At 53.6% G+C, this 11,664-nt stretch carries 11 protein-coding genes; 6 read left to right on the top strand and 5 right to left on the bottom strand.

Annotation, left to right across the window (positions count from 1 at the left end):
* Both GCD22_RS02705 and leuS read right to left on the bottom strand, forming a co-directional pair.
* The gene (locus GCD22_RS02705) at positions 1–519 is read right to left on the bottom strand and encodes an LPS-assembly lipoprotein LptE (RefSeq protein ID WP_031572517.1); all 519 of its coding nucleotides are present in this window, start codon (positions 517–519) and stop codon (positions 1–3) included.
* Positions 516–2,981, bottom strand: coding sequence for a leucine--tRNA ligase (gene leuS / locus GCD22_RS02710; protein ID WP_031572515.1), 2,466 nt, complete (start codon positions 2,979–2,981; stop codon positions 516–518). Before leuS ends, GCD22_RS02705 begins: the two co-directional genes overlap by 4 nt.
* 166 nt (positions 2,982–3,147) lie before the next feature.
* Here leuS and GCD22_RS02715 point away from each other — a divergent pair, with 166 nt between their 5' ends.
* Positions 3,148–3,951: a DNA-formamidopyrimidine glycosylase family protein gene (locus GCD22_RS02715; RefSeq protein WP_010641608.1), complete on the top strand. Its 804-nt coding sequence runs from the start codon at positions 3,148–3,150 to the stop codon at positions 3,949–3,951.
* Between the two features lie 37 nt (positions 3,952–3,988).
* Here the strand turns inward: GCD22_RS02715 and GCD22_RS02720 are convergent, their stop codons facing one another.
* From GCD22_RS02720 to GCD22_RS02730, 3 genes are all read right to left on the bottom strand, one after another.
* Positions 3,989–4,456: a rhodanese-like domain-containing protein gene (locus tag GCD22_RS02720; protein WP_226831169.1), complete on the bottom strand. Its 468-nt coding sequence runs from the start codon at positions 4,454–4,456 to the stop codon at positions 3,989–3,991.
* A 168-nt stretch (positions 4,457–4,624) separates the two neighbouring features.
* Complete coding sequence (locus GCD22_RS02725) at positions 4,625–4,939, bottom strand: CopG family antitoxin (RefSeq protein ID WP_010641612.1); 315 nt, start codon at positions 4,937–4,939, stop codon at positions 4,625–4,627.
* Positions 4,936–5,214, bottom strand: a complete 279-nt coding sequence (locus GCD22_RS02730) for a BrnT family toxin (protein ID WP_031572510.1) — start codon at positions 5,212–5,214, stop codon at positions 4,936–4,938. Before GCD22_RS02730 ends, GCD22_RS02725 begins: the two co-directional genes overlap by 4 nt.
* A 207-nt stretch (positions 5,215–5,421) precedes the next feature.
* On the opposite strand from GCD22_RS02730, the gene GCD22_RS02735 reads away from it, so the two are divergent.
* From GCD22_RS02735 to GCD22_RS02755, 5 genes are all read left to right on the top strand, one after another.
* Complete coding sequence (locus GCD22_RS02735) at positions 5,422–6,876, top strand: type I restriction-modification system subunit M (protein ID WP_031572508.1); 1,455 nt, start codon at positions 5,422–5,424, stop codon at positions 6,874–6,876.
* Complete coding sequence (locus GCD22_RS02740; RefSeq protein WP_031572506.1) at positions 6,873–8,078, top strand: restriction endonuclease subunit S; 1,206 nt, start codon at positions 6,873–6,875, stop codon at positions 8,076–8,078. Before GCD22_RS02735 ends, GCD22_RS02740 begins: the two co-directional genes overlap by 4 nt.
* Before the next feature lie 10 nt (positions 8,079–8,088).
* On the top strand, positions 8,089–10,386 hold the full coding sequence (gene hsdR, locus GCD22_RS02745) for an EcoAI/FtnUII family type I restriction enzme subunit R (protein ID WP_031572504.1): 2,298 nt from the start codon (positions 8,089–8,091) through the stop codon (positions 10,384–10,386).
* 514 nt (positions 10,387–10,900) lie between these two features.
* Positions 10,901–11,182, top strand: coding sequence for a BrnT family toxin (locus GCD22_RS02750; protein ID WP_024893584.1), 282 nt, complete (start codon positions 10,901–10,903; stop codon positions 11,180–11,182).
* Complete coding sequence (locus GCD22_RS02755; RefSeq protein ID WP_010641624.1) at positions 11,166–11,423, top strand: CopG family antitoxin; 258 nt, start codon at positions 11,166–11,168, stop codon at positions 11,421–11,423. Before GCD22_RS02750 ends, GCD22_RS02755 begins: the two co-directional genes overlap by 17 nt.
* Positions 11,424–11,664 lie beyond the last annotated feature (241 nt).

Consider the following 11,664-nt stretch of genomic DNA (forward strand, 5'->3'; position numbering starts at 1 on the left):
TCAGCCGCCGGACTGACGGACGACCGGACTGTTCAGAACCCGCCGGAGAATCTGCCGGGCACCCTGCTCCATCAGCAATCTTTCCATGCGAATTTGTTGCTCATTGGTAGCCAGAGGGTTCCCGCTGTTATAACTGAAACTGTTTTCCACCAGCAGTGACTGGGCGGGAAGAATGACTTTTTTCTGATCATCCATGACGCTGAATTGCGCATGGAGGGTATCCAGAAATTCCAGAGCCACGCCGCTACTGGGGCTGATGCTGATAATTCTTTGCGAGACATAGGCATTATCAATGTGCAGGACAGGACCATCCGCGCGGCTGTAATTACCGTCGCGCTGCAATTCACGGTGAACGGCTGCGGCCAGGGTGCCGCCACTGGGACCGCTGCCAGACACACGCATCCCCTGCAACTTAGCCGGAACGGTTGATCCGGTCTGCAAATGAAACCCGCAACCTGCCAGCGCGAGCAAAAGCAGGCTCATCAACCCGTAAATGCCACGCTGGCGCCATGCTTTCATCCCAGCACCAGATTAACCAGACGGCCCGGCACGACAATGACTTTGCGCACGGTTTTACCTTCCAGATGACGCTGCATGGCGGGACTGGCCAGCACCGCCTTTTCGATGGCCTTATTGTCCGCTGCCACCGGAAAATCCATGCGTTCCCGCAATTTCCCATTGACCTGGATGACCAGGGTCAGCGTGTCCGACTTGAGTGCCTCGGGGTCGGCGCTGGGCCATGGGGTATGGATGATATTGCTTTTCTGGCCCAATACTTCCCAAAGTATTTCAGTCATGTGCGGGGCAAAAGGCGAGAGCATCAGCACAATGGCACGCAATCCCTCGCCCAGTACGGCACGCAAGTCTTTGGGCGCATCAGCACCGACTTTCATGAGGCCGTTACTCAGTTCCATGATGGCGGCAATAGCCACATTAAAATGATAACGACCTTCCATATTGCGGCTGACGCGTTCAATGCACTGATGGACAGCACGACGCAGATCTTTCGCCTCGTCAGACAATTCTGCTGGTACCAGCAGATTCTCTGCTCCATATTCATGGACTAGACGCCAGATGCGGCTCAGAAAGCGATGCGCCCCTTCGACAGCCGCATCAGACCACTCCAGATGTTGTTCGGGGGGGGCCGCAAACAAAATGAAAAGGCGGGCAGTATCCGCACCATAGCGATCAATGAGTCCCTGAGGGTCAACGGTGTTCCCCTTGGATTTACTCATTTTACTGCCGTCTTTCAGCACCATGCCCTGGGTGAGCAACTGCTTGAAGGGTTCATCGTGAACCGCATCTGCAGGCAACAACCCCACGTCCCGCAGCAGGCGATTAAAAAAACGGGCATAGAGAAGATGCAGTACGGCATGTTCCACCCCGCCCACATACTGGTCCACCGGTAACCACTCGGCGGCGCGTGCATCCAGCATGGTGTCGGCATCAGGACAGGCGAAACGGGCGTAGTACCAGGAACTTTCCACAAAAGTATCCATGGTATCGGTTTCACGTCGCGCCGGAGCTCCACAGCGCGGACAGGGTACGTTCAGAAACTCCGGATCATCCAGCAGGGGAGAGCGGGGGTCCTTGAGTTGATAATGGGTGGGGAGCACGACCGGCAAGTCCTGCTCAGGAACCGGCACCACGCCACAATGTTCACAATGAATCATGGGGATGGGCGTACCCCAGTAACGCTGACGGGAAATTCCCCAATCGCGCAGACGGTAATTGATGGTTTTCCGGCCCAGACCCCGTTCGGCAACGGCCTCGGTGATGCGGGTTTTTGCCTGCACACTATCCAGACCGTTGAAGTCTCCCGAATGCACCAAAGTTCCGGCACCTGTGTAGGCTTCGGTCATGGCGGCTGCTTCAAGCGGCGCAGATTCTGCCGCAATGACAATCTGAATGGGCAGCCTGTATTTGTGGGCAAACTCGAAGTCACGCTGGTCATGGGCGGGCACACTCATCACGGCCCCTTCTCCATAACCCATCAGCACAAAGTTGGCCGTCCAGACCGGCAGTTCGGCACCAGTCAAGGGATGTTTGACGAACAGGCCGAGAGGATGTCCTTCTTTTTCCTGGGTTTCGATGCTGGCTTCGGAAACCGAGCCATGCCGGCAACGCTCCAGAAATTCAGCCAAGGCCGAATTCTGCTCTGCCGCCTGCAAGGCCAGAGGATGCTCCGGCGCTACGGCCAGATAAGTGGCGCCCATCAGGGTGTCGGGGCGCGTCGTAAAGACCTTGATAACCCCTTCTCCACTCGCCAGGGGAAAATGAATTTCCGCCCCCTCAGAGCGCCCGATCCAGTTGCGCTGCATGGTCAGCACCTGTTCCGGCCAGCCTTCATTCAGGGTATCCAGGCCCTCCAGCAATTCTTCGGCGTAGGCGGTAATGCGCAAAAAATACTGAACAATTTCGCGCCGCTCGACGGGGGCACCGGAGCGCCAGCCGCAACCATCCACCACCTGTTCATTGGCCAGCACCGTCTGGTCAACCGGATCCCAGTTGACGGTGCTGAGTTTCTGGTAAACCAGACCCTTTTCCCAGAGCTTGAGGAACAGCCATTGCTCCCAGCGATAATAGTTGGGGGTGCAGGTCGCCAATTCCCGTGACCAGTCATAAGATAATCCCAGCCGCTGCAACTGCCCGCGCATGTGAGCAATGTTGTCCATGGTCCACTCGGCCGGGGCCAGACCATTTTTGAGAGCCGCATTTTCGGCGGGCAAACCAAAGGCATCCCAGCCCATGGGTTGCAGGACATCCTTGCCGCGCATGCGCTGATAACGGGCGATGGCGTCGGCAATACTGTAATTGCGGACATGGCCCATATGCAGTTGTCCCGAAGGATACGGAAACATGGCCAGAGCATAGAATTTTTCCTTGCCGGGCACGCTGGCTGCACGGAAAGACTGCTGCTCCTGCCAGCGTTTTTGCACTGCCGGCTCAAGTTCTTGGGGGGAATAGGCGGGAATATCCATGGATTCTGTTGTTCAGCCGATTTGTTGAAGTGGCACAAAGGTTGCCACAGGCACCCGAGTGGCGCAATGTTCCAGCGCGAGGAACGGTCTCCTGCCATTGGCGCATTGTCCCATGCAGGTTAGACTAACCCCTGACAGCAATTAAAATATCGAATTTGGAGAAAACATGGCTGAATTGCCAGAACTGGAATTACTGAAACAAAAATTACGCCGCAACATCCTCAACAAGCGGGTAAATGTCATGCAGGTGCATAACGCCAAAGGCGAGTTGCTGACCGATGGCGCGGGCATTGAAGAAGCCGCTTTCAAGGGCAAACCAATTACCGATTTGCATCGCTATGGTCAGTACCTGTTTCTGGAATTGGCGCGCAAGGATATTCTGGCCATGCAGCTGGGTGGCGAACTCACTGTCGATTTGGAGCGCGGGCCTGCCCAGGCAGAAAGTGAAGAAGAAGCGCGGGCCGTTCTGGAAATCCAGATTAATGGGCATCAACGCTTACGCCTGCATGGCACGCAGTTAGGTAATCGCCTGCGGATGCTCGACGAAAACAGCGATGTGGATTTTCTGACCAAGCTTGGACCCGATCCTTTGATGGTGCATGGCGAAGGACTGGCGGTTTTGCGTGAAGCATTGTCTCGCCGCCGCAGCGCCCTGCGCAATATTCTTCTGGATGATGCTTTTGCGCCGGGTATTGGTGCGGTGTGGGCCGATGAAATCCTGTACCAGGCGCGCCTGCGTCCTGATCGCACCGCCCCCAGTCTGACGGACGAAGAGCGCGACCGTTTTCTGGAGCAGATTCCCAAGGTGCTGGACCGGGCAGTTCGCTGTCAGGCCAAAACCAATCTGCTACCCAAAACCTTCCTCACCCGGCACCGGGAAGACAACCAGTGTCCCGGCTGTGGTGCCGCCCTCGAAACCCTATCGGTGGGTGGTAAAAACGCGCTGTTCTGCCCGGCTTGTCAAAGCTGAGTCAAACTGCCCCGGTCTGGTAAGCTTCTGCCCGGCCTTACTTGTGTTTCCACGGCAGGCCGCTGGCTTTCCAGCCCTCGACTTTGCCGCGCTGACCCTGGTGGTCCTGCTTACCCTCAAAGCCCCCCAGAATGTTGTAGCAGTGGTGATAACCCAAGCCAGCCAGATGCTCGGCAGCCGCCAGTGAACGGCCACCGGTACGGCAAAGCAGTAGCAGGATATTATTGGGCGTCACTTCTTTTTTGATCTGCTGGTCAAAATCCGGATTGGGCGTCATGCCGGGATAGTTCTGCCAGGGAATATGTTTACCCCCTTCAATCATGCCCACGAAATCCAGCTCCGGATGCGAGCGGACATCCACCAGCACGGCGTCGGGGTGTTCGCGAAGCAGCGCGTGGGCTTCTTCCGGCGTCATATCACCGGCATGGCGTTTGCCTGCAGCCTTGGCGCGTTCATGGGCTTTTTCAAGAATTTCTGCGGTACTCATGGCGGTTGTCATGTTCATGTCGGTCTCCTGATGGCGGGATCATGCTTATCCCTGCCTTTCATTGTCAAATATAGCACGCCCTGCTGAATTTTAAGGCGACCTTACGGCCGGAACTGTTTTTGCTGAAGCACGTTGATACATCGCTATTCGGTGTTGGTTCATCATGTGTTTGCCCAACGGCAAAATTCAGCGGCGTGATTTTTGCGTCCGCTGGGATGCTTTGTTAGCCATTAAATCCTGAAGCCCGCCAGACACATATTTATGCAGGACGCTGGATACCAATGTTTGATATGGAATCCCTTCTTCAAGGGCTCGCCTTTGAAGTGACTCTAAATCATGGCTGGAAATCCGGATATTAATCCGCTTATCCTTTTTGAAGGTTTCCTCGGCAGCCGCTTGCAGCATTTTTATACGCCCGGGCGTGAGTACAGATTTGAACTCACCCGCTTCAAATTCTTCAAGAATTTCTTTTTCTTCTTTGCTTAGTTTAGGCTCAGTCATGATTTCTCTCCAAGATACTGTTGGGTCGCCTTTCTGCTCGGAATTACTGTTTTCAAGAAAATCTCTTTTCGGTTTTCAACATAGGGTACAAGACGCACATAACCATCTATGTCGATCACAAATATACGTTGACTCGGATATTTGTCTCTGTTTGGATGCTCAATATCGTCCAGCAATGCGCCTTGCTGTAAATAGAAAACGACGTCCTCAAACGAAATCCCACGCTCTGAAATAAGCTGTTGGTTTTTCTCAGGATTCCAGTTGATCGGCTTCATGACGCACAGTATAACCCAAATGTGTGCCTTTTGGCATCAGATCGGAGGGTTTTAAGGTGTGAGTGAGATCGAAAGTTACGTGATTGGGGGCTGTACAATTTGCGCAATGGTATTGTTGGGAACATTCCGCCGCGCGCCTTCCCGCCGTGCCTCCAATGCCTTATATTCAGGTCACATACATAAAACCACTGACCGCAAGAGACACGCATGTTCGAGCAGGCTTTCAAGAATATCGATGACATCCTCCACAAAGATGCAGGCTCCTCCAGCGAACTTGATTACACCGAACAGACCTCCTGGCTGCTGTTTTTAAAGTACCTGGACGCCCTGGAGCAGGACCGGGCCATGGAGGCGGAGTTGGAAGGCCGTCCCTACACCTTCATTTTGGAGGATGCCTTCCGCTGGGAGCATTGGGCGGCGCCCAAAACGGCAGATGGCAGGATGGACCACCACAAGGCCATGTCCGGGGACGACCTCCGGGATTTTGTGAATATCCGGCTGTTTCCATATCTGTCAGGCTTCAAGCGTCGTGCTACTGGTTCCAACACCATCGAGTACAAAATCGGTGAAATCTTCAGTGAAATCAAAAACAAGATTCAAAGTGGCTACAACCTGCGGGAGATCGTGGAGATCATTGATGGTCTGCGCTTCCGGTCTCAGACGGAGAAGCATGAGCTCTCCCACCTGTATGAAGCCAAGATCAAGAACATGGGGAATGCCGGTCGTAACGGCGGCGAATATTACACACCCCGCCCTCTGATTCGGGCCATTGTGCAGGTGGTGGCGCCCAAGGTCGGCGAGAAAATTTATGACGGCGCCGTGGGCTCTGCGGGCTTTCTCTGCGAAGCCTTCGACTATCTCAAGGCCCAGTCGGGACTGACCACCGGCGACATGCAGACGCTGCAGGAGCGTACCTTCTACGGCAAAGAGAAAAAGAGCCTGGCCTACGTCATCGCCATCATGAATATGATCCTGCATGGCATCGATGCGCCGAACATCGTCCATACCAACACCCTGGCCGAAAATCTCATGGATATCCAGCCAAAAGACCGGGTAGATGTGGTGCTGGCGAATCCACCCTTTGGCGGCAAGGAACGCAAGGAGGTTCAGCAGAACTTTCCTATCAAGACCGGCGAGACGGCGTTTCTATTTCTGCAGCACTTTATCCGCATGCTGAAGGCTGGCGGTCGGGCCGGTGTAGTCATTAAAAACACTTTCCTGAGCAATACAGACAATGCCTCGGTCAGTCTGCGCAAACTGCTACTGGAAGACTGTAACCTGCATACCGTCTTGGATCTGCCGGGCGGGACTTTTCAGGGGGCGGGAGTAAAAACCGTGGTGCTGTTCTTTGACAAGGGCGCGCCGACCCGCAAGGTCTGGTACTACCAGCTCAACCCCGGACGGAACATGGGGAAGACGAACCCCCTCAATGACAACGATCTGGCGGAGTTTGTCGCACTTCAGAAGACCAAGGCCGACTCGCCGCAGTCATGGACGGTGGACGTGTCCGGCATCGACACCCATACCTATGACCTGTCGGCCAAGAATCCCAATGGCGGTGATGAAAAGGTGCTGCGTAGCCCGGAAGAAATACTGGATGAGATTGCCGCACTGGATGCGGAGAGTGCTGAGGTGCTGGCGGTTATTCGGGGACTGCTGTGAGGGAAGGGTGGATATCTAAGAAGCTCAGTGAATTGAGCAGCATTGAGCTTGGAAAAACACCGGCTAGAGATAACGTAAAATATTGGGATACATCTCGCACCACGGGAAATGTTTGGTTATCAATAGCTGATCTTCTGCGTGCAAATGATAGTATAGTAAACGATAGTAAAGAGCATATATCAGATGAGGGTGCGTTGCTCTGCAAACCCGTAAAATCAGGCACCTTATTAGTTAGTTTCAAGTTGACGCTTGGTAGACTGGCATTTGCTGGTCGAAATTTATATACTAATGAAGCAATCGCAGCGCTCAATATAAAAGACGAAATAATATTATCAAAATATTTCCTTCGTTATTATCTGCAATATTTTGATTGGGATAAGGCTACTGAAGGCGACCATAAGATAAAAGGCCGCACCTTTAATAAAGCCAAGCTAAAAGAAATTGATGTACCCTTCCCTCCCCTCCCCGAACAGCGCCGCATTGTCGCCATCCTCGACGAAGCCTTTGAAGGCATAGCGACTGCAAAAGCGAACGCCGAAAAGAATCTCCAGAATGCCCGCGAGGTCTTTGAGAGCCATCTGAATGCGGTGTTTTCGCAGCGGGGTGAGGGATGGGTGGAGAAGCGGTTGGGCGACGTTTGTAGGCGAATAACTGTTGGTCATGTTGGCCCAATGGCAAAGCAATATAAAAGCAACGGCATTCCGTTCCTTCGCTCACAGAACATCCGACCTTTTTCTATCGACTTAGATAATGTGGTTTTTATTGATGAAGCATTCCATTCATCTCTAGCAAAATCAAGTCTTGAGGTAGGTGATATCGCTATAGTTAGGACGGGTTATCCGGGGACAGCGGCAGTGATCCCAGAGTCGCTAGGCATAGCAAATTGTAGCGATCTTGTCATAGTTCGCCCTGGGATAGATATCGATGCACATTTTCTTGCTGCGTTCTTCAACTCACAATACGGCAAGCAGCTTGTTCTAGGAAAAATTGTTGGCGCTGCCCAGAAGCACTTCAATGTTAGTGCAGCGAAAGAAACGGTCATTTATATTCCACCAGTAACCGAGCAATTAGAAATTATTCGGGCTGCGAATGAAATGCGAGAAGAAACCCAACACCTCGAATCCCTCTACCAACACAAACTTGCCGCCCTCGACGAACTGAAGCAATCCCTTCTGCACCAAGCCTTTAACGGCGACCTATAGGGACTCTGCCATGAATGAAGCCGACACCCGCGCCCAACTGGTAGATCCTGCCCTCAAGGCCGCTGGCTGGGGTATGGTGGAGGGCAGCAGGGTACTCCGGGAGTACCGGATCACTCAGGGGCGGCTGCAGGGCGCCGGGCAACGCGGCAAGCCGGAAATTGCCGACTACGTGCTGGAGTACCGCAACGAGAAGCTCGCCATCGTCGAAGCCAAGCGCCGCGATCTGCCCCATACCGAAGGAGTCATGCAGGCCAAGCAATACGCGCTGAAGATGGCCATTCGCTTCACCTATGCCACCAATGGTCAATCCCTCTATGGGATGGATATGGAAACGGGTAGCGAGGGCGACATCACCCGCTATCCCACTCCCGAAGAACTTTGGAATCAAACTCATGCCGTAGAAAATGCCTGGCGGGATCATTTTGCCGCCATTCCATTTGAAAGTGTCGGCGGATCATTCCAACCCCGCTACTATCAGGAGACCGCCGTACAGCGCGTTCTGGAAGCTATTGCGCAGGGACAGGAGCGCATCCTCCTGACGCTGGCTACCGGCACCGGCAAAACCTTCATCGCCTTCCAGATCGCCTGGAAGCTTTTTCAGGCCCGCTGGAGCATCTCCCGCGAACCCAGCCGCAGGCCACGTATTCTTTTTCTTGCGGACAGGAATATCCTCGCCAATCAGGCTTTCAATGCCTTCAACGCTTTCCCCGAAGATGCCCTGGTGCGGATAGCCCCTGAGGATATCCGCAAGAAAGGCCGCGTCCCCACCAACGGCAGTATCTTTTTCAGCATTTTCCAGACCTTCATGAGCGGCCCCGGTGAAACACCGTACTTTGGGGACTATCCGCCAGACTTCTTCGACTTCATCGTGGTGGATGAATGTCATCGGGGCGGCGCCAAGGACGAAAGCAGCTGGCGGGGCATCCTCGAATACTTTGCGCCTGCGGTACAGTTGGGCCTCACCGCCACCCCCAAGCGACGGGACAACGTGGATACCTATGCGTACTTTGGCGCGCCAGTCTATATCTACAGCCTCAAGGACGGCATCAATGACGGTTTCCTGACCCCTTTCAAGGTCAAGCAATTCGCCACCACCATCGACGAATACATATACACCCCCGATGATGATCTCCTCGAAGGCGAAATCCAGCGCGGCAAGACCTATCTGGAAAAAGACTTCAATCGCAAAATCGTCATCCCCGAGCGCGAACGCTATCGGGTAAAGCTCTTCATGAGCCACATCGATCAGCGCGAGAAGTCCTTGGTGTTCTGTGCCAATCAGGAACACGCCGCCCTGGTGCGGGACATCATCAATCAGGAAAAGACCAGCACCGATCCCCTCTACTGTGTCCGCGTCACGGCCAATGACGGCAGCATGGGCGATCAGTATCTGAAAGACTTCCAGGACAACGAAAAAAATATCCCCACCATCCTGACCACCAGCCAAAAACTGAGCACCGGCGTCGATGCCCGGAACATTCGCAATATTGTTCTGCTTCGCCAAATCAACAGCATGATCGAATTCAAACAGATTATCGGTCGGGGCACCCGGCTGTATGAGGGGAAGGACTTTTTCACCGTCTATGACTTCGTGAAAGCGCATCATCATTTTGGAGATCCGGAATGGGATGGCGAGCCGCTGGAACCGGAACCTACAGGGGGAAGCGGCGAAGTGCGGGAACCCCGGCTACCTTTACCGCCGACGGAGCGGCCCGTCAAAATCCGGGTGAAACTGCGGGATGGGAAAGAGCGCAGCATTCAAAGTATATCCTCCACCATCTATTTCGGACCTGATGGAAATCCCGTTACGGCAGCGCAGTTTCTGGAAGGGCTCTTTGGCACACTGCCGGAGTTCTTCAAGGATGAGGACGCACTTCGCCAGATATGGAGCGATCCTGAGACGCGGAAGGGCTTTCTGCAGGGACTGGCCGAGAAAGGCTACAACCGGGAACTACTCATGGAGATGCAGCAAATCATCGACGCGCAGAATAGTGATCTCTATGACGTGCTGGCCTATGTGGCTTTTGCCTTGCAACCGGTTCCCAGATCAGAGCGGGCGGAACACGCCAAGCAGAGTATGGACCAGCAGTTCACCGACAGACAGCGGGCCTTTCTGGACTTTGTGCTGGCGCAATACGTGAAAGTGGGAGATGCGGAACTGGATACCGAAAAATTATCGCCCCTACTCCGGCTGAAGTACAACAACGCTATCGCCGATGCGTTTGCGGAGCTGGGCACACCGGTACAGATAAGGGAAGTGTTCAGCGGGTTTCAGCGGTATTTGTATGATGCACGGCAAAGGGAATAAAGATGAGCGTAACAGACAAGAAATGGCGCGCTGCCATAGATGAGGTATTGGCGGAATCATCTATGCCGTTACACTACACTGGGCGCTACTCCAGCGGCTACTGTGAACGCTGTTTACCACGAGACCGGTAGTATTGGGGTTATGCCAGCATCATATCCAGCGGAAAAGCTGATTCCTGCATTGGAAGCAATACTTATTGAGGCCCTGGAACCACGGCAAAATCGAAAGCGGGGGGATGATCTCGCGGCAGTGGAATATAGCCAGAAGACTGACCCAGATATTGACAAGAGAAAGGCTAAAGCCCTTATCGACAGGATATAGTACGGGCACAGGAGATCAGTAAACCAACTTGTTAAGAAAATGGACTGCTATTTCAGATTATGATCTCCAGACCACTGGGGTAGTATTATGCGGAGCGAACTTCAGGTTTAGACTGGAAACCGCCCATTGGTGGTCAGATACCTGGGCAAATGGCTGAGTTGCGTTTGTGTAGACGCACGCCTACACTTCTCTCATGGAGATAGTGGGCTTCGATTGGGATAGCGGCAACTGGCCGAAGTGCGGAAAGCATGGCGTTTCCCGCCAAGTGATAGAGCGATTGTTTCTCGAAGGAAAGGTGATGGTTGCTCCCGACCCGAAGCACTCCCTCCCGACAGAAGGTCGGCATATTGCGGTGGGCCGGGTCGATGGCAGGCCAATGTTCGTGGCGTTTGCCATCAGGGATGATCTCATTCGCCCGATCAGTGCCCGTTACATGCACGAGAAGGAGATTACGAATTATGAAGCAGGTACCTAAGTTCAAGACTGATGCAGAGGCCGAAGCGTTCCTAGAGCAGGACCTGTCCGACCTCGACTTCCGGCAGTTCCAGCCAATGCGCTTCGAAATCGCGCCGAAAGACGCCGCCCTGAACATGCGGTTACCCGAAGCATTGCTGGAAGCCGTGAAGGCCAAAGCCAAAGCCAAAGGTGTGCCCTACACCCGCTACGTGCGCATGCTTCTGGAAGCCGATGTAGCTCGACCACGTCATCAGCAGTAGCCGAGTATTGTACCCACTCTCCAACGTAAGCAATGGACAGCTTCCGACCCACTCCCGCCGGTCGCGTATTGCAGGTAGAACAACCTTATCGAATAGTACGTAAGCATCCACAAATGATGAAACTCTAGATACTAGCTCGGAAGACCAAGCGCTTATATATGATCGAGGCATGACGAAGTATATAAATGCGTCCACAGACTAAAATGGTATAGTTGCTTTATTTGACACGGAATCTCCTTAT

Source organism: Acidithiobacillus thiooxidans ATCC 19377 (assembly GCF_009662475.1).
Classification (GTDB): domain Bacteria; phylum Pseudomonadota; class Gammaproteobacteria; order Acidithiobacillales; family Acidithiobacillaceae; genus Acidithiobacillus; species Acidithiobacillus thiooxidans.

Coding starts and splice junctions, on each gene's coding strand:
- GCD22_RS02715 (WP_010641608.1), top strand. CDS start 3,148: ATGGCTGAATTGCCAGAACTGGAATTACTGAAACAAAAATTACGCCGC.
- GCD22_RS02735 (WP_031572508.1), top strand. CDS start 5,422: ATGTTCGAGCAGGCTTTCAAGAATATCGATGACATCCTCCACAAAGAT.
- GCD22_RS02750 (WP_024893584.1), top strand. CDS start 10,901: ATGGAGATAGTGGGCTTCGATTGGGATAGCGGCAACTGGCCGAAGTGC.
- GCD22_RS02730 (WP_031572510.1), bottom strand. CDS start 5,214: ATGAAGCCGATCAACTGGAATCCTGAGAAAAACCAACAGCTTATTTCA.
- GCD22_RS02725 (WP_010641612.1), bottom strand. CDS start 4,939: ATGACTGAGCCTAAACTAAGCAAAGAAGAAAAAGAAATTCTTGAAGAA.
- GCD22_RS02755 (WP_010641624.1), top strand. CDS start 11,166: ATGAAGCAGGTACCTAAGTTCAAGACTGATGCAGAGGCCGAAGCGTTC.
- GCD22_RS02705 (WP_031572517.1), bottom strand. CDS start 519: ATGAAAGCATGGCGCCAGCGTGGCATTTACGGGTTGATGAGCCTGCTT.
- leuS (WP_031572515.1), bottom strand. CDS start 2,981: ATGGATATTCCCGCCTATTCCCCCCAAGAACTTGAGCCGGCAGTGCAA.
- GCD22_RS02720 (WP_226831169.1), bottom strand. CDS start 4,456: ATGAACATGACAACCGCCATGAGTACCGCAGAAATTCTTGAAAAAGCC.
- hsdR (WP_031572504.1), top strand. CDS start 8,089: ATGAATGAAGCCGACACCCGCGCCCAACTGGTAGATCCTGCCCTCAAG.